Annotated in this window: 20 protein-coding genes and 1 tRNA gene; 19 read left to right on the forward strand and 2 right to left on the reverse strand. The window is 57.9% G+C overall.

The window, feature by feature from the left end:
* Positions 1 to 92: 92 nt before the first annotated feature.
* From WH299_RS17860 to WH299_RS17950, 19 genes are all read left to right on the forward strand, one after another.
* Positions 93 to 1,817 carry a tetratricopeptide repeat protein gene (locus WH299_RS17860; RefSeq protein ID WP_028618750.1) on the forward strand — a complete coding sequence of 575 codons (1,725 nt, stop codon included), beginning with the start codon at positions 93 to 95 and terminating at the stop codon, positions 1,815 to 1,817.
* Between the two features lie 4 nt (positions 1,818 to 1,821).
* Positions 1,822 to 2,439 carry a lipoprotein insertase outer membrane protein LolB gene (lolB, locus tag WH299_RS17865; RefSeq protein ID WP_122723661.1) on the forward strand — a complete coding sequence of 206 codons (618 nt, stop codon included), beginning with the start codon at positions 1,822 to 1,824 and terminating at the stop codon, positions 2,437 to 2,439.
* A gap of 49 nt (positions 2,440 to 2,488) precedes the next feature.
* Positions 2,489 to 3,292: a 4-(cytidine 5'-diphospho)-2-C-methyl-D-erythritol kinase gene (gene ispE, locus WH299_RS17870; protein ID WP_218169695.1), complete on the forward strand. Its 804-nt coding sequence runs from the start codon at positions 2,489 to 2,491 to the stop codon at positions 3,290 to 3,292.
* Between the two features lie 36 nt (positions 3,293 to 3,328).
* Positions 3,329 to 3,403 (forward strand) — tRNA-Gln (locus tag WH299_RS17875).
* A gap of 45 nt (positions 3,404 to 3,448) precedes the next feature.
* Positions 3,449 to 4,390 carry a ribose-phosphate pyrophosphokinase gene (locus WH299_RS17880; RefSeq protein ID WP_003171603.1) on the forward strand — a complete coding sequence of 314 codons (942 nt, stop codon included), beginning with the start codon at positions 3,449 to 3,451 and terminating at the stop codon, positions 4,388 to 4,390.
* Between the two features lie 137 nt (positions 4,391 to 4,527).
* Entirely contained in the window at positions 4,528 to 5,124 is a 597-nt protein-coding gene (locus tag WH299_RS17885; RefSeq protein ID WP_068933641.1) for a 50S ribosomal protein L25/general stress protein Ctc, read from the forward strand.
* Positions 5,125 to 5,291: 167 nt separating this feature from the next.
* A complete protein-coding gene (pth, locus tag WH299_RS17890; protein ID WP_028618746.1) occupies positions 5,292 to 5,876 on the forward strand; it encodes an aminoacyl-tRNA hydrolase in 585 nt (194 codons plus the stop codon).
* A 21-nt stretch (positions 5,877 to 5,897) separates the two neighbouring features.
* Positions 5,898 to 6,998: a redox-regulated ATPase YchF gene (ychF, locus tag WH299_RS17895; RefSeq protein WP_122723659.1), complete on the forward strand. Its 1,101-nt coding sequence runs from the start codon at positions 5,898 to 5,900 to the stop codon at positions 6,996 to 6,998.
* A gap of 316 nt (positions 6,999 to 7,314) precedes the next feature.
* Positions 7,315 to 8,238 (forward strand): sigma 54-interacting transcriptional regulator, encoded by a 924-nt coding sequence (locus tag WH299_RS17900; RefSeq protein WP_122723658.1) that lies wholly within the window; start codon positions 7,315 to 7,317, stop codon positions 8,236 to 8,238.
* 162 nt (positions 8,239 to 8,400) lie between these two features.
* The gene (locus WH299_RS17905; RefSeq protein ID WP_126570466.1) at positions 8,401 to 8,589 is read left to right on the forward strand and encodes a hypothetical protein; all 189 of its coding nucleotides are present in this window, start codon (positions 8,401 to 8,403) and stop codon (positions 8,587 to 8,589) included.
* 101 nt (positions 8,590 to 8,690) lie between these two features.
* Positions 8,691 to 9,059: a hypothetical protein gene (locus tag WH299_RS17910; RefSeq protein ID WP_256656601.1), complete on the forward strand. Its 369-nt coding sequence runs from the start codon at positions 8,691 to 8,693 to the stop codon at positions 9,057 to 9,059.
* Between the two features lie 6 nt (positions 9,060 to 9,065).
* The gene (sctJ, locus tag WH299_RS17915; RefSeq protein ID WP_123478322.1) at positions 9,066 to 9,863 is read left to right on the forward strand and encodes a type III secretion system inner membrane ring lipoprotein SctJ; all 798 of its coding nucleotides are present in this window, start codon (positions 9,066 to 9,068) and stop codon (positions 9,861 to 9,863) included.
* Positions 9,860 to 10,417, forward strand: coding sequence for a type III secretion protein (locus WH299_RS17920; RefSeq protein WP_123478054.1), 558 nt, complete (start codon positions 9,860 to 9,862; stop codon positions 10,415 to 10,417). Before sctJ ends, WH299_RS17920 begins: the two co-directional genes overlap by 4 nt.
* Positions 10,354 to 11,034 (forward strand): type III secretion system stator protein SctL, encoded by a 681-nt coding sequence (sctL, locus tag WH299_RS17925; RefSeq protein WP_311196605.1) that lies wholly within the window; start codon positions 10,354 to 10,356, stop codon positions 11,032 to 11,034. Before WH299_RS17920 ends, sctL begins: the two co-directional genes overlap by 64 nt.
* Positions 11,035 to 11,079: 45 nt before the next feature.
* Positions 11,080 to 11,298 carry a hypothetical protein gene (locus WH299_RS17930; protein ID WP_123478051.1) on the forward strand — a complete coding sequence of 73 codons (219 nt, stop codon included), beginning with the start codon at positions 11,080 to 11,082 and terminating at the stop codon, positions 11,296 to 11,298.
* A gap of 1 nt (position 11,299) precedes the next feature.
* Positions 11,300 to 11,692, forward strand: coding sequence for a type III secretion protein (locus tag WH299_RS17935; RefSeq protein ID WP_256656602.1), 393 nt, complete (start codon positions 11,300 to 11,302; stop codon positions 11,690 to 11,692).
* Between the two features lie 12 nt (positions 11,693 to 11,704).
* On the forward strand, positions 11,705 to 13,840 hold the full coding sequence (sctC, locus tag WH299_RS17940; RefSeq protein WP_126570468.1) for a type III secretion system outer membrane ring subunit SctC: 2,136 nt from the start codon (positions 11,705 to 11,707) through the stop codon (positions 13,838 to 13,840).
* Complete coding sequence (gene hrpT / locus WH299_RS17945) at positions 13,837 to 14,040, forward strand: HrpT family type III secretion system protein (protein WP_339550926.1); 204 nt, start codon at positions 13,837 to 13,839, stop codon at positions 14,038 to 14,040. The genes sctC and hrpT overlap by 4 nt, the downstream gene beginning before the upstream one ends.
* A gap of 11 nt (positions 14,041 to 14,051) precedes the next feature.
* Complete coding sequence (locus WH299_RS17950) at positions 14,052 to 14,390, forward strand: transcriptional regulator (RefSeq protein ID WP_123478045.1); 339 nt, start codon at positions 14,052 to 14,054, stop codon at positions 14,388 to 14,390.
* Here the strand turns inward: WH299_RS17950 and sctU are convergent, their stop codons facing one another.
* Positions 14,391 to 15,488: a type III secretion system export apparatus subunit SctU gene (gene sctU, locus WH299_RS17955; protein WP_126570470.1), complete on the reverse strand. Its 1,098-nt coding sequence runs from the start codon at positions 15,486 to 15,488 to the stop codon at positions 14,391 to 14,393.
* Positions 15,485 to 16,273 carry a type III secretion system export apparatus subunit SctT gene (gene sctT / locus WH299_RS17960; protein ID WP_123478042.1) on the reverse strand — a complete coding sequence of 263 codons (789 nt, stop codon included), beginning with the start codon at positions 16,271 to 16,273 and terminating at the stop codon, positions 15,485 to 15,487. The genes sctU and sctT overlap by 4 nt, the downstream gene beginning before the upstream one ends.
* Positions 16,274 to 16,281: the final 8 nt, after the last annotated feature.

Raw genomic sequence — 16,281 nt, forward strand, 5'->3', positions numbered from 1 at the left:
TGTCTATAAAGGCACCCACTGAGACTCGGTTATGTTTGGCCGAAGGCTTGTGTCATGATGATCCGACCGCAGGTTAGTCGTCCTCTTCCTATATGAATAGATCTTCCGCGTTGCTCCTTGCTTTTGTCTTCCTCAGCGGCTGCCAGGCCATGGCCCCCGTGTCGCCGGACGGTACGCCGCCGGTGGAAGACAGCACCCCTGCCCCTGAAAAGCCCAAGGTTTATTCCTCGTTCAGTGAAGAAACGGTGTACAGCCTGCTGACCGCGGAACTCGCCGGCCAGCGCAATCGTTTCGACATTGCACTGGACAACTACGTGACCCAGGCCATCAACACCCAGGATCCGGGGATTTCCGAGCGCGCGTTCCGCATCGCCGAGTACCTGGGCGCCGACCAGGCTGCGCTGGATACCTCGCTGATCTGGGCGAAGAACGCACCGGACGACCTGGAAGCACAACGCGCGGCGGCCGTTCAACTGGCACGCGCCGGGCGCTATGACGACTCCATGGTCTATATGGAGAAGGTCCTGCAGGGCAAGGGCGACACCCATTTCGACTTTCTCGCGTTGTCGGCGGCCGACACTGACCAGGACACGCGCAACGGTTTGATGAAGAGCTTCGACCGCCTGCTGCAAAAACACCCGAAGAACAGCCAACTGATTTTTGGCAAGGCCTTGCTGCTGCAACAGGATGACGAAGCTGACGCAGCGCTGAAGCTGCTCGAGCAGAATCCGCCGGAAGAAGGCGAAATCGCGCCTATCCTGCTGCGTGCGCGCCTGCTGCAGAATCTCAATCGCGGCAAGGAAGCGATTCCGCTGCTGGAAAAAAGCATCAAGAAGTATCCGGAAGACAAGCGCCTGCGCCTGACCTACGCGCGCATGTTGGTCGAGCAGGACCGCATGGAGGACGCCAAAGTGCAGTTCGCCAGCCTGGTCCAGCAATACCCGGACGATGACGAATTGCGCTACTCCCTGGCACTGGTGTGCCTGGAAGCCAAGGCCTGGGACGAGGCCAAGGGTTACCTGGAAGAGCTGATCCAGCGCGAAAGCCATGTGGATTCGGCGCACCTGAACCTTGGCCGTATCGCCGAGGAGCGCAACGACCCGCAGGCCGCCCTGCTCGAATACGCCCAGGTCGGCCCAGGCAATGATTACCTGCCCGCCCAGTTGCGCCAGGCCGATATCCTGATGAGCAACGGTCGCACAGACGAGGCGGAAAAACGCCTGGCTGCGGCGCGCGATGCCGAGCCGGACTATGCGATCCAGCTGTACCTGATCCAGGCTGAGACCTTGTCGGCCAACAATCAGGGTGAACGTGCCTGGAAACTGCTGCAACAAGCCTTGCTGCAATTCCCCGACGATTTGAACCTGCTGTATACCCGCGCCATGCAGGCGGAAAAACGCAATGACCTGGCCCAGATGGAAAAAGACCTGCGCCTGATCATCAAGCGCGACCCAGACAACGCCATGGCCCTCAACGCCTTGGGTTACACGCTGTCCGACCGCACCACGCGTTACGCCGAAGCCAAGGTGTTGATCGAACAAGCCCACAAGCTCAACCCGGAAGACCCGGCCGTACTCGACAGCCTGGGCTGGGTGAATTACCGCCTGGGCAACCTGGACGAAGCCGAACGCTTGCTGCGCCAGGCTCTGGAACGCTTCCCCGACCAGGAAGTCGCTGCTCACCTGGGCGAAGTGCTATGGGCCAACGGCAAACAGCGTGAAGCACGACAAGTCTGGGAAAAATTCCTCAAGGAACAACCCGAAAGCCCCATCCTGCGCGGCACCATCAAGCGCCTGACCGGATCCGAGACCCTTTAAGCTTATGTTCTTGCGCCACATTGTTGTTTTCAGTTTCATCGCCCTGCTCGCCGGTTGCGCGGGCATAGGTAGCCGCGAATCCGTTGAAGGCCAGGGCAACCCGGCGCAATGGAAGCAGCACAAGGATCAGCTCAGCAGCATCGACGGCTGGCAAATCGAAGGCAAAGTGGGGGTTCGCGCGCCGAAGGATTCCGGCAGCGGCACCTTGTTCTGGCTGCAACGCCAGGACTACTACGATATTCGCCTGTCCGGCCCGCTGGGCCGCGGCGCGGCACGCCTGACCGGTCGACCGGGGCAAGTCAGTCTTGAAGTGGCCAATCAGGGCCGTTATGAAGCGACTTCGCCGGAAACGTTGCTGGAACAACAGATTGGCTGGAAGCTGCCGGTGTCTCATCTGGTCTGGTGGGTACGCGGCCTGCCCGCGCCTGACAGCAAGAGTCGCCTGAGCCTCAACGGTGACAGCCGCCTGGCCACGTTGGAACAGGACGGCTGGCAGGTGGAGTATTTGAGCTACGTAGAGCAAAGCGGTTATTCGCTGCCTGAACGCATCAAGCTGCACGGTCCCGACCTTGACGTCACGCTGGTGATCAAGGACTGGCAACCGCGCAAACTGGGGCAATAACGTGACTGTACAAACACTGACCCTGCCCTCCCCGGCAAAACTCAATCTGATGCTGCACATCCTCGGTCGCCGTGAAGACGGTTACCACGAGCTGCAGACGCTGTTTCAATTCCTCGACTACGGCGATGAACTGACTTTCGCCGTGCGCGACGATGGCGTGATCAAGCTGCATACCGAATTCGAAGGTGTGCCTCACGACAGCAACCTCATCGTGAAGGCGGCGAAAAAACTTCAGGAACAATCCGGATGCGGACTAGGCATCGATATCTGGATCGATAAAATTTTGCCCATGGGCGGTGGAATCGGTGGCGGCAGCTCGAATGCCGCGACCACTTTGCTGGGGCTCAATCACTTGTGGCAACTGGGTTGGGACGATGATCGCCTGGCCGCGCTGGGCCTGACACTGGGCGCCGACGTCCCGGTTTTCGTGCGTGGCCACGCGGCTTTCGCCGAGGGCGTGGGGGAGAAACTCAGCCCGGAATACCCCGAAGAGCCTTGGTATGTCGTGCTTGTGCCGCAAGTATCTGTAAGTACAGCAGAAATTTTTTCAGATCCGTTGTTGACACGTAACTCTTCTCCCATTAAAGTGCGCCCCGTTCCCAAGGGAAACAGTCGAAATGACTGCTTACCGGTTGTAGCAAGGCGTTATCCAGAGGTACGTAACGCTTTGAATTTGCTAGGTAAATTTACCGAAGCAAAATTAACCGGAACTGGAAGTTGTGTGTTTGGGGGCTTCCCAAGCAAAGCTGAAGCTGATAAAGTCTCGGCCCTTCTTACAGAGACCCTTACAGGGTTTGTAGCAAAGGGAAGCAACGTTTCGATGTTGCATCGCAAGCTGCAAAGTCTGCTCTAAAGGAACCGAGTGTTAGGCACTCGTTGCAACAGATACAGGGGCGTCGCCAAGCGGTAAGGCAGCAGGTTTTGATCCTGCCATGCGTTGGTTCGAATCCAGCCGCCCCTGCCATTTTCTATACTCATCCAGGTTACCCTCAGCCTCTAGGTACTGCGCGTGTCCAAGATGATGGTCTTTACGGGGAATGCTAACCCCGATCTGGCTCGGCGTGTTGTACGTCAGCTGCATATCCCTCTCGGTGACATCTCTGTCGGTAAGTTCTCCGACGGCGAAATTACAGCCGAGATCAATGAAAACGTTCGCGGTAAAGACGTCTTCATTATTCAGCCGACTTGCGCTCCGACCAACGATAACCTGATGGAACTCGTCGTGATGGCTGATGCCTTCCGCCGCTCCTCAGCGACTCGAATCACAGCTGTAATCCCTTACTTTGGTTATGCCCGTCAGGATCGCCGTCCGCGTTCCGCACGTGTGGCTATCAGCGCGAAAGTCGTCGCTGACATGCTGACCGTGGTAGGTATCGACCGTGTTCTCACGGTTGACCTGCACGCTGACCAAATCCAGGGGTTCTTCGATATTCCGGTAGATAACATCTACGGCTCCCCCGTATTGGTGGATGACATCGAAGACCAGCGCTTTGAAAACCTGATGATCGTGTCCCCGGACATTGGTGGCGTCGTGCGTGCACGGGCTGTTGCCAAATCCCTGGGCGTGGACCTCGGGATCATCGACAAACGCCGTGAGAAAGCCAATCACTCTGAAGTGATGCATATCATCGGTGATGTCGAAGGGCGTACCTGTATTCTGGTTGATGACATGGTCGACACCGCCGGCACCCTGTGCCACGCGGCGAAAGCCTTGAAAGAGCACGGTGCGGCTAAAGTCTTCGCCTACTGCACACACCCTGTGCTGTCGGGCCGAGCGATCGAGAACATCGAGAATTCCGTGTTGGACGAACTGGTGGTGACGAACACCATCCCGTTGTCCGCCGCCGCTCAAGCCTGTGCGCGTATCCGTCAACTGGATATCGCACCGGTCGTTGCCGAGGCGGTCCGCCGCATCAGCAATGAAGAATCGATCAGCGCGATGTTCCGCTAAGGGTCAAACCTTCGGCACATCTAACTGACGAAAAGCGCCCCGCCCCGACATTCTGTTGGGGCGGGGCTTTTTTGCCCATGTCGAGTACGGCGCTGGTCGCAAACGCCCCTCGATGATGGCTATTTTGGAGATACAAAATGACTGACTTTACTCTGAACGCTCAAGCGCGTACTGACCTGGGGAAAGGTGCGAGCCGCCGCCTGCGTCACGCCGCCAACATCCCAGCCGTTGTATACGGTGGTAACAAAGCTGCTGAATCCGTGACCATCCTGGCCAAGGAAATCGCCAAACTGTTCGAAAACGAAGCTGCCTACAGCCACGTTATCGAGCTGAACGTCGACGGCACCAAGCAGAACGTCATCGTTAAAGCGATGCAGCGTCACCCGTCCAAGCAGTTCATCATGCACGCTGACTTCGTTCGCGTTGTAGCTGGCCAGAAACTGACCGCCATCGTGCCTGTGCACTTTGTTGGTGAAGACGCTCCGGTCAAGAAAGGCGGCGAGATCTCGCACGTTCTGAACGAAATCGAAGTGACCTGCCTGCCGAAAGACCTGCCTGAGTTCATCGAAGTCGACCTGTCGGCTCTGGAAATCGGCGCTATCGTTCACCTGTCCGACCTCAAAGCCCCTAAAGGCGTTGAGTTTGTCGCACTGGCTCACGGTGATGACAAAGCTGTTGCCAACGTTCACGCTCCACGCGTTGCTCCAGAAGCTGAAGAAGGCGCTGCAGAGTAATTCACTCTGTATTGCCGGAGCTTGAGGAAACATCGCGGACCGGAACGTAGCGAGAAAGCGGGCGATAACGCGGCGTTTACTCTTGAGTAAATAGCTTCTGTCGTCCACTTTCGCCGCACACCGGTTGCGGCGATGTTATCCACAACTCCAAAGGAAGGGCCCCTGTCGTGACTGCCATTAAACTGATCGTTGGCCTGGGAAATCCAGGCGCCGAATACGAACAGACCCGGCATAACGCGGGGGCCCTTTTTGTTGAGCGCATCGCCCACGCCCAAGGTGTGAACCTGGTGGCCGATCGCAAATATTTTGGCCTGACCGGGCGCTTTTCGCACCTGGGTCAGGATGTTCGTCTGCTGATTCCCACCACCTACATGAACCGCAGCGGCCAGGCTGTCGCGGCACTTGCGGGCTTCTTCCGGATCAAACCCGAGGAAATCCTGGTGGCCCATGACGAACTGGACCTGCCACCCGGTGTTGCCAAGCTCAAGCTGGGCGGCGGGCATGGCGGGCACAACGGCCTGCGCGACATCATTGCGCAGTTGGGCAATCAGAATAATTTCTACCGTCTGCGGCTCGGCATTGGCCACCCAGGCGTTGCCAGTATGGTTTCAAATTTCGTCCTGGGTCGTGCGCCACGCGCCGAACAGGAAAAACTCGATGCCAGCATCGACTTTGCCCTCGGCGTGCTGCCGGATATCTTCGCCGGTGAATGGAACCGCGCGATGAAAAACCTGCACAGCCAGAAGGCCTGACTCTTACCGAGGGGAAACACCATGGGATTCAATTGCGGCATCGTCGGCCTGCCCAACGTCGGCAAATCCACCCTGTTCAACGCCCTGACCAAGTCCGGTATTGCGGCGGAGAACTTCCCCTTCTGCACCATCGAGCCCAACAGCGGTATCGTGCCGATGCCGGATCCACGCCTGGACGCCCTGGCGGCCATCGTCAATCCAAAACGCATCCTGCCGACCACCATGGAATTCGTCGACATCGCTGGCCTGGTTGCCGGCGCGTCGAAAGGTGAAGGCCTGGGCAACAAGTTCCTGGCCAACATCCGTGAAACCGATGCCATCGCCCACGTGGTCCGCTGCTTTGAAGACGAGAACGTGATTCACGTCTCCAACAGTGTCGACCCGAAACGCGACATCGAAATCATCGACCTGGAACTGATCTTCGCCGACCTCGACAGCTGCGAGAAGCAACTTCAGAAAGTCGCGCGCAACGCCAAGGGTGGCGACAAGGACGCCGTGGTCCAGAAAGGCCTGCTGGAGCAGTTGATCGCTCACTTCACCGAAGGCAAGCCGGCACGCAGCCTGATGAAGAACATGGGCGTCGATGAGAAGGCCGTGATCAAGGGCTTCCACCTGCTGACCACCAAGCCTGTGATGTACATCGCCAACGTCGCTGAAGACGGCTTCGAGAACAACCCACTGCTGGACGTGGTCAAGGCCATCGCTGACGAAGAAGGCGCCATCGTTGTTCCGGTGTGCAACAAGATCGAAGCGGAAATCGCCGAACTGGATGACGGCGAAGAAAAGGATATGTTCCTCGAGGCCCTCGGCCTGACAGAACCTGGCCTGAACCGCGTAATCCGCGCCGGCTACGAGATGCTCAACCTGCAGACCTACTTCACCGCCGGTGTTGAAGAAGTCCGCGCCTGGACCGTCAAGGTCGGTGCCACCGCACCACAGGCCGCCGGTGTGATCCACACTGACTTCGAAAAAGGCTTTATCCGCGCCGAAGTGATCGCCTACAACGACTTCATCCAGTTCAAGGGTGAAGCCGGTGCCAAGGAAGCAGGTAAGTGGCGTTTGGAAGGTAAGGAATACATCGTTAAAGATGGCGATGTGATGCACTTCCGTTTCAACGTGTAATCGCTACTCGCGGTTTACGTCGAATATAAAAAGCCGATGCACTGCATCGGCTTTTTTGTGGGCGACGACTTTACGAATACTCTGACACAACAGATCAGTCTAAATATCAACGGTTTTCAGACTCTGCCTACTCTCCCCTGCACCGCTCTACTTAATACGTTTAGCGACCGAAAACTATCAAACTTATCCCACATGACTTCGGCAACTAATCACCCTAAGGACCGGTGATAACTGTTATAAAATTCGCTCTATTGTGCAGAGCCTGCACGTTGTCTTTTCGACAGTGAAGCAAGAGCGAGTATGGAGTAATCATCCGATGTCGGCGCTTGACCACATGGAAAACGAAACAAGCACCTCACTCATTGAAGACGCTGACATTGAACATGTCTTGAGCAGCACTGCCCCCCTCAACGTTGACATCCTGTTGCTGGGAGAAACCGGCACCGGCAAAGATACCTTGGCACAACGCATTCATCGGCTATCAGGGCGACGGGGTAACCTGGTCGCGGTCAATTGCGCAGCCATTCCGGAGACCCTGGCGGAGAGTCAACTGTTTGGAGTCAACAGCGGCGCGTACACCGGCGCCGTGCAATCACGAGCAGGCTTCATCGAAGCCGCGCACCTGGGCACCTTGTACCTGGATGAAATCGACAGCTTGCCGCTCTCGCTCCAGGCCAAGCTGCTGCGAGTTCTGGAGGCTCGTGGCGTTGAGCGCTTGGGTTCGACCCGCTTCATTCCGGTGGATATGCGCGTTATAGCGTCTGCCCAGCAGTTGCTGCATAAAATGGTCGAGCGAGGGGCGTTCAGGCGCGATCTTTATTTCCGCCTGAATGTGGTCACCATCCAGCTCGCGCCCCTGCGTGAGCGCCGTGAACGCATTATCCCTTTATTCTTGAGCATGCTCAGGCAGGAGGCCGAGCGATTCAAACGCCCACCACCTTCGCCGCCCTGCACGCTGCTGCTGCAACTGCTTGACTATTCCTGGCTGGGTAACGTGCGTGAATTGCGCTCGGCCGCCAAGCGCTGCGTACTGGGACTGCCACCGCTGTGTGGGCCGACCATGCCGGATGAAGGGGTCGAGATAGGCCTCAAGGGCCGCCTTCAACAGATTGAAAAGACGCTGATTGAAGAGTCTCTGCTGCGGCACGAACACAATGTGGACCGTGTGGCAGTCGAGTTAGGCGTGGCCAAACGCACGCTTTACTACCGAATGAAACAACTTCATATTTCGTTGGATTAAACCCCAGGCAATCAACTAACAATTCGAAACATTTGCACGGAAAACTTCAGGAACGCCATCCACACCAACGGCCACATAGTTAGTGCCAGCAGCGATTCAAACATTATGAATCAAACTGGCAAACCCACTATCTTTATTGCAGGCATCCATGGAGAACACCCAATGACGATACCCTCTAACACCGGCTATACCCCTTATCCGGTAAACAATGGTTATGGCGCAGGCGCAGGCGCACCGAGTTTGGAAGAAACCGCCGAAGGATCTAAAGAAGACAACAAAAAGATCGCAGAGTTGTCTCGAGACGCCAGGTGGCAAGTCGGCTTGAAGGCTGTTGCTGACAGCTACCGTTAAGAATGGCCAGCTTCCCCGAGGCAATCAGTCGGGGAAGTTTTCTACACCGGCGACACTTACCCAGCGTCGCCCTCCTGAGCCCTTGATGCAAAAGGTCTGGCATGCAAATCAAAACCGTTTTTTCCGCAGAGCATGACGACACTGGCAGCGCACACAGATCAGTTGAATATTCACCCGCACCGTCTGCCGATATCCATCTCTTCACCTCAGCCCTGGCACAGCCAACCCCCCTGGCTGCCACCACGCATCGGGCTGAACGGAACAGCCTGCTGGCAGATGCGTCAGACGCGCTCGCCCACTCAACAGAACGCATGGGCAAAAGTTTGCGCGCCCTCAGTAAAAAAAATAACGAGCGTGCAATGCGGGACTACCCCAGCCACCTTTCCAACACCTTGCTGCTGACTCACATCCTGGTCAAGAGTGTCGGGAAAACCGCCCAAGGCCTCGATAAAATCAGCAATTTGCAGTAGATGGGCATGAAGTCCTTCCTCCCCGCTCTGCTGCTTTTATGGCTCGCCTTCTTGCTGAACGGTTGCAGTGAGCGCGTCGAACTCCACCGCCAATTATCCGAACAGGAAGCCAACGAGGTCATTGCCGAATTGGCTGACAAGCATATCCGCGCACAAAAAGTGCCGGCTAAAGACGGTGTTGTCGTGGTCGTCAATGCCATCGACATCGGTCGTGCCGTGCGTACGTTGGAGGCGGTCGGATTGCCCAAGATCGCACGTACCACATTGGGCGATACGTTTCGCAAGGACGGCGTCATTTCAACACCACTGGAGGAGCGGGCTCGGTACATCTATGCCCTGTCCCAGGAGCTTGAGGCGACCTTGTCGAACATTGACGGAGTCATCGTCGCCCGGGTGCATGTGGTGCTTCCAGAGCGCATCGCGCCGGGAGAACCGGTGCAACCGGCCTCTGCTTCGGTGTTCATCAAGCATGATCCGCGGCTAGACCCCGATAATATCCGTTCTCGGGTTCGCCGAATGGTTGCCAGCAGCATCCCGGGAATGTCCACGGCGGTGGATAACCCGCAAAAGCTCACGGTGGTCTTCGTGCCTTCAATCGCCTATCAAGAGCAACGGCAGCTGGCGTATTTCGGGCCGTTCTTGATACCCGCAAATGACCTCGGCTTTTGGCGCGCCAGCATGACCCTTACATTGGTTGCCATCGTGATGACGACGGCCGCGTTACTCTTCCTGCGCAACCGGCGACAGCGGGCAATCCAAGCGGCGGCCGGCTACTCAGATAATCCGCAAGCGACCAACCCGTGAGTGAACACCTGGGCTGGGCGCAATGGTGGGCGCGTCCTTGGAGGTCGGCACACGATGACTGGCGTACCCTCGGCGACCCAGTAATCAACGCGCTGTGCCTTATCGACGCCCCAGTGAACTGTACCGTCGAAGGGATTACCCCCGGCCTGCCCCCTGCTCCTCACCCCACGCTGCTCAAGCTGGCCTTGGCGTCGGCCTCGGAACTCGATTTCGTGCTCGATCTGCTTGACAGCATTTGTAGGCCGCAAACCACCACCGCCTTGCAGGAGGATCATTACCTATGGTGCAAGCGAATTGCCAAGGCCCTGCCCCCGCAAACACTGTTACCTGCAGACGATCCGTTGCAGCTGCTGCGTGCATGGGTTGAGCCTCCCGTCTGGCAACGCCTCCGATTGCGCTTTTGCTTTGCGCGTGTGCTCGAACTGGAAAGAAGCCACCGCCCATACGCCGGCGATGCGAGTCGCCTGGATACCCTGTGGCAAGCCGTGGTGTGGCGCATGACAACACGCGCCAGCACTCGCTTGGTGCCTGCGCCCCACGCAATGGACAACTGAAGATGCTCTGCCGACGCAAAATCACGCTGCCGCCCGACGCCCATAGCCTGTCGCACGGGCTGATTCCCAGAGAGGTGCTCGCTGACTGCACCCAAGCCGAACACCTGTTAACCCGCGCCAAGGCTCAGGCTGACGCGTTGCTCAACCGCGCACAACTCAGCCGCGAGGCGCTTTTGGAGCAGGCGGGCCAGGCGTTCTGGCAACGCGCCAACGCACAGCTGCATCGATGGGAAAACGAGCAAAAAGCATTGAGCGACAACCTGGAGCGGTACATCACAGGGGTCGTCAACCAGGCGATCAGGCACCTGCTTGACGAGACGCCGCAGCCACAACGCCTGGCAGCGCTGCTCAAGCAATTGCTGGCAAGCCAGGTACCGGAGGTGAATGCGCTCCTGTTGTGTCATCCACGGGAAATCGAGGCACTCAAACATTGCCTCAGCCGCCATGACGCCGCGCGTTGGAGACTTCAGCCAGACGACACCATCAGCACTCAAACCCTCGTTCTGAAAACCGACGAAGGCGACTTTCACATCAATTGGGCCTCCATGCTTGCCCCGTTTTCCAAAGAAGGTGATCAGGCTCCACTGGCTGGCCTGGCGCAATCAACTTGGAACTGAATAGCCAGCACTGACCACAGAGGTGAGGTCTATCAGGAGAGAATCATGGACTTCTATAACGGCTTCAAACGTGAGCTTCTGGGCCAAGTTAAGGCTGACACCCTGCGTTATAAAACCTTCGAACAGTCCCCTGCGGAGACCTCAGAGGACATGCTGATGTTTTACGAGAGCATGTTTAAAAGGCATCACTCCGATTGGGCGTTCAACGAGCACAGCCGGGTCAACCACATGCTGTTCAAAACCGCACTAGACGGTGTGCCATAAGTTGGAAGATCAACTTATTGACTGGTTGGGCGGCGACTCAGAACAGATGCTCGCCCTCGAGAACAACGATGAAATCATCCTGAAACGTCACGGCGACGCCGTGTTGATCTGCGTTCAACTGACGTCCTGTCGGCCGGATCACGCACCGTTGCACTGTTGGCTGCGACTGGGTGCGGTCAGCCTGAATCACTTTCAAGGCTCGCTTGCCCAAGCGCCTGACAGTGGCGCGCTCTGGTTGGTCCAATGCCTGCGCACAGACCCGCACGAGACGTCGTTGCTCAACAGCCTCGAAGCCCTGCTCAACCAACGCGACACGTGGCGCTCGACGTTCGCGCGCCTTGCCCTGCCGGCTCATCAATCCAAACCTACTTCGTTACGTTCGCTGTCGTATTAACCAGAGAACTCTATGTACAACAAGACCCACAGCTATAACCGCATGCCTACTGCCTTGCCCGGAACATCGTCAAGGCTTGCCCCCTGGCGTTGCCTGCTCACACTCCCCTGGTTGCTGATACCTGCGCAAAGCGTCCTGGCCGCCATTCCCCCGGAATGGAAAAACACCGCCTACGCCTATGAGGCCGAACACAAACCACTACGCGAAGTCCTCGAAGACTTCGCCCAGACCTTTGGCACGCAATTGCAAATCGAGGGCCTGCTGGAGGGGGACGTCAACGGCAAGATCCGCGCGAACACCCCACAGTCACTGCTGGACAGACTAGGTGTCGAACACCGTTTCCAGTGGTACCTCTACAACAACACGCTCTACATCAGCACGCTGGATCAGCAGGAGTCAGCACGCCTGGAGGTCTCATCAGAGACGATTTCCGACCTCAAGCAGGCGCTGACCGATATCGGATTGCTCGATAGCCGTTTCGGTTGGGGCGAGTTGCCCGAAGACGGGGTCGTACTCGTCTCCGGCCCCAAGCGCTATATCGAACAGATCAAGCAGTTCAGCAGCCAGCGCCGCTCACCGGATGAAAAACAGAGCGTGTTGAGTTACCCGTTGAAGTTTGCCAATGCGACGGACCGCCAGGTGGATTACCGCGGAGAAAAACTCAACATTCCCGGTGTCGCCAGCATTTTACGCGGGCTGCTGGAACCACGCTCTGCCTCTACGCTCACGGGGCTGAATCCACGCCCATCATCCCAACCCGCGCCTCTCACGCCCAATGTGCCGCGACTGGGCAACCCGCTGCTGGGCCAAATGCTCGGTACACAGGGCAACACCGGGCCAGTGGACGCAGCACCCGCATTGACGCCGCGAGCACCGGTACCCGCCAGCCGGATCCGCGTCGAAGCCGATGTGCGCAATAACGCCGTGCTCATCTATGACCTGCCGGAACGCCAGGCGATGTACCGCGAACTGATCACCCAACTCGACGTTGCGCGAAAGTTGATCGAAATCGACGCGATCATTCTCGACATCGAGCGTACGCAATTGCGCGAATTCGGGGTGAACTGGGGTTTCCAGAACAGCCGCTTCCGGGGCGGCGTCAACATGGCACCCGGCACATCGTCGCAGTTGTCGATTGAAAACCGCGATCGTTTCTACGCCGATATCCGCGCGCTGGAAGAGAAGGGACTGGCAACCATGGTGTCGAACCCATCGGTGCTGACCCTGGAAAACCAACCGGCGGTGATCGATTTCAACCGCACCCAATACCTCACTCCCGGCAGCGAAAACGCAACCATTTTACCCGTCACCGTGGGCACCAGCTTTCAGGTCGTGCCCAGGGTCACCACCAGCCGCGGCGTTCACCAGATCCATTTGGCAGTGGACATTGAAGATGGCAATTTCGACGCGACCAACCCTGACCCCAACCACCTTGATGTACGCCGGGGCAAGGTCAGTACACAAGCCGTGATGGCGGAAAAGCGCTCGCTGGTGGTCGGCGGTTTCCATGTCACCGAAAGCACAGACAAACAAAGAAAGATTCCCCTGCTGGGAGATATTCCCCTGCTGGGCAAGGCGCTGTTTTCCTCGACGGAGCGCCAGAACAATCGACGTGAACGCCTGTTTATCCTCACACCCCGCGTTATCGGGGACCAGGACGACCCGTCTCGCTATTTGCCGCAGGCCGACCAGGCCGAGTTGCAAGCCGCCCTCACACCGCTGGCCAGGCGGATTTCACCGCACGAACCGGTGATCAAGCGCAGTGACATCATCAGCACCCTGGCACGTATGGTCAGCGGGGAAGTGCCCAAAGCGTTCAACTCGGCGCCGATGCCTCTGGGACTGAACAGCTTGTGCAGCACCCGTGACTTACTGGCGCTTAATACCGACCGCAGCCAGTGGTACGCAGGCCCGCATTACAACGTGGCGGTCGTGGTGTTGCGCAACCAGTTCAAGCGCAACGTACGTATCGACGAAAAAGAGTGCAGCAACTCGCAGACCCTGGCGGTCACCGTGTGGCCGCGCGCCTGGCTCAAGCCAGGCGAAGAAGCCGAGGTGTTTATCGCCATGCGTCCGGTGGTGAAGGACGAACACCTCAGTGTGCCCCGCCCCTCCTTGATCACTCCAGCCCGGAAGGCCACGCCATGAAACACAGCTTGTTGTACGTCACCCTGATCTTCGCAGTCCTGCACCTCGCCGGTTGTACACCCACCTGCAAAGGTGATTCATACTCACGCCCACAATCGACCCAGGGCAAGATGGTGATCTGGTGGCCGCCGCAGATGCGCGTCGAACCTGGGCCCGCCGGCGAGCGGCCGGATTACCAGACAGTGTCGCTGGAACGGTGAAGCTTCCAGGTATGCCCGATGATCGACGCCAGGCATTCCTGGACGACCTGGTGAGCGGCACCGCCGCTCACCTGTCCCTCGCGCCCGGTATCAAGGTAGGCGCACTGAACGCTGGAAATTGCCCGGGACTTGCCCTGCACGTCGCTCGCGAAGCGTTGCAGGCCGGGCAATTGCAGCGCGTGCTGGAGCGACGCTTTGAGCAAGCGTTGGCATTCGATGGCTGCTTTATTTACCTCGACGCCCAGAACACCCTGGTGATCTGGCACGCACTGCCGGCAACTGCCAGCACGCTCGACAGGATCCTCAGCCGGATGCTGTCGCTGGCCACGCTGCAAGCCTTGGACAGGTGATCAACGCCGCTCAAGCTCGGGCAGTTCCAGGGTTTCGCGCTTGGCCTCATCGTCGAGCTCGCGCAAGGTCCGGTAAATCAGCGCCACGGCCTGCAAGGTTTCACGAGGGATGCTGGCGCCCAGTTTTTTCGTGTAAAGCGTGCGCGCCAGCCATACACACTGGATCACCGGTACGTCGGCCGCCTTGGCACGGCGGATCAATGTGCGGGCTTCATCGTCCGTGCCTTTGCTCACCAACATCGGCAGCGGTGTCTTACCCGGTCGGTAATACAGCGCGACAGCAAAGTGCGTTGGGTTGACCACCAACATGTCGGACTCCTCCAACTTGGGCAGCTTGACCTTCGGTTCTTCCTGGGCCAACTGGTACGCCAACGAACGGCGCTGCCCCTTCACATGAGGGTCACCCTCCATGTCCTTGTACTCTTTGACGACCTCCACTTGAGTCATGCGCATGCGCTTGGCAAAAAAGTGCTTGGTCAGGGTCAAGTCGACAAGCGCCAGCACTAGCAGCATGCCAAGGCACACATGCAACAGATGACGGAACAGCGCGATCAACGCCACGATGTAGCTTTGCAGGTCACTGTTGGCCAGGTTGATCAGCGTGCCGATCGAGGGCCGGATCACCACATACAGGATCAAACCGATAAGGAATGCTTTCGCCACGCTCATCAACAGGTTCATCAACTGCTGCGCAGAAAACATCTGCTTGACCTGGCTCACGGGGTTGAGACGATTGAAATCCATCTTCAGGGCTTCCGGCGCAAACAGCAGCCCGAACTGCATCCAACTGCTGATCAGCTTGGTAGTAATCGCAACCCCGACCATCAACAGGGCGAAGGAGAAGAACACCCCCAGCCCGTCGAACAGCACCTCTTCCAGTGCGCGCGTGAAAGGCTGATTCAGACGTGACATCGGCAACAGCATCAATTGCTGGAAGCGTTGCAGACTGGTTTCGGCGGTGAACAAGGCGATTTCACTGATCGCCGTCAACGCCAGCAGTTTTGCGACATCCTGGCTCTGGGCGACCTGGCCTTTCTTGCGTTGGTCCCGCAGTTTCTTGGCGGACGCCGGGTGCTTTTTTTCGCCGGAATCACTCATGGCACCGCGACCTTGAACAAAACGCCCAATGAATGTTTAAGATCGCCCAGCAGGCTCATGCGCCCAACGATCAGATCCTCCAACAGCGCAAAGTACAACAGCAGAATGCCAATGCCCGCCAGGCTCTTGACCGGTGGCGCCAGGGTACTCACTTGTAACTGCTGGCTGTAGACCCCCAACAGTGCAATGCCGAACTCCAGCAACAACAACACCGCAATAAAGGGCGCGGCATAGAGCAGCATGTGGGTGAAGGTATCGCCAAGCAGGTCGACGAACACACCGATGCCATTCGCCGCAGGGAGCGGAAACCACAGGGTGGGCGGCCAGATCAGGTAACTGTCCCAGATCACTTGGGTCAACGTGCCCAACCCGAGACTGGTTATCAGCAAGAAAATCGCCAATTGCTTGAACAAGTGCCCGATTGGTGTCGCATCCGGCCCCAGTGAAGGGTTGAGTTGCCCACCTGCCAAGGCGCCGCGCTGGTTGTCCAACAGTGCCCCCACTGACTCGAACATCCAGAACGGCATTGCCAGAAGCACCCCCAGTAAGATACCCAGTGCCACCTCCTTGAGTACCAACGCAGCCAGCATTAGTGCGGAGTAATCCACGCCCGCCAATGCGGCATGAATACCCGGCGCGGGCATCAACGCCATGACCATCACCAGAGTGTGCCGCGGCATACCGCGTATGTGTTGAAAGCAGAACGCCGCCACCAGGATGCCGCAGGGGTAGATGCGTGCCATGCCGATCACCAGGCTGGGTAGGTATTCGAGATAGACCAACATGAGCAGGA

Origin of the sequence: Pseudomonas sp. MYb541, assembly GCF_037479595.1 — a bacterium.
Taxonomy (GTDB): Bacteria; Pseudomonadota; Gammaproteobacteria; order Pseudomonadales; family Pseudomonadaceae; genus Aquipseudomonas; species Aquipseudomonas canadensis.

What these genes read in the sequence shown, in the direction of transcription:
- sctT (WP_123478042.1), bottom strand. Translation starts at nt 16,273, where the DNA reads ATGTTGGTCTATCTCGAATACCTACCCAGCCTGGTGATCGGCATGGCA.
- lolB (WP_122723661.1), top strand. Translation starts at nt 1,822, where the DNA reads ATGTTCTTGCGCCACATTGTTGTTTTCAGTTTCATCGCCCTGCTCGCC.
- sctU (WP_126570470.1), bottom strand. Translation starts at nt 15,488, where the DNA reads ATGAGTGATTCCGGCGAAAAAAAGCACCCGGCGTCCGCCAAGAAACTG.
- WH299_RS17885 (WP_068933641.1), top strand. Translation starts at nt 4,528, where the DNA reads ATGACTGACTTTACTCTGAACGCTCAAGCGCGTACTGACCTGGGGAAA.
- sctC (WP_126570468.1), top strand. Translation starts at nt 11,705, where the DNA reads ATGTACAACAAGACCCACAGCTATAACCGCATGCCTACTGCCTTGCCC.
- sctJ (WP_123478322.1), top strand. Translation starts at nt 9,066, where the DNA reads ATGAAGTCCTTCCTCCCCGCTCTGCTGCTTTTATGGCTCGCCTTCTTG.
- WH299_RS17905 (WP_126570466.1), top strand. Translation starts at nt 8,401, where the DNA reads ATGACGATACCCTCTAACACCGGCTATACCCCTTATCCGGTAAACAAT.
- hrpT (WP_339550926.1), top strand. Translation starts at nt 13,837, where the DNA reads ATGAAACACAGCTTGTTGTACGTCACCCTGATCTTCGCAGTCCTGCAC.
- WH299_RS17900 (WP_122723658.1), top strand. Translation starts at nt 7,315, where the DNA reads ATGTCGGCGCTTGACCACATGGAAAACGAAACAAGCACCTCACTCATT.
- WH299_RS17910 (WP_256656601.1), top strand. Translation starts at nt 8,691, where the DNA reads ATGCAAATCAAAACCGTTTTTTCCGCAGAGCATGACGACACTGGCAGC.
- WH299_RS17930 (WP_123478051.1), top strand. Translation starts at nt 11,080, where the DNA reads ATGGACTTCTATAACGGCTTCAAACGTGAGCTTCTGGGCCAAGTTAAG.
- WH299_RS17860 (WP_028618750.1), top strand. Translation starts at nt 93, where the DNA reads ATGAATAGATCTTCCGCGTTGCTCCTTGCTTTTGTCTTCCTCAGCGGC.
- ychF (WP_122723659.1), top strand. Translation starts at nt 5,898, where the DNA reads ATGGGATTCAATTGCGGCATCGTCGGCCTGCCCAACGTCGGCAAATCC.
- ispE (WP_218169695.1), top strand. Translation starts at nt 2,489, where the DNA reads ATGCTGCACATCCTCGGTCGCCGTGAAGACGGTTACCACGAGCTGCAG.
- WH299_RS17950 (WP_123478045.1), top strand. Translation starts at nt 14,052, where the DNA reads ATGCCCGATGATCGACGCCAGGCATTCCTGGACGACCTGGTGAGCGGC.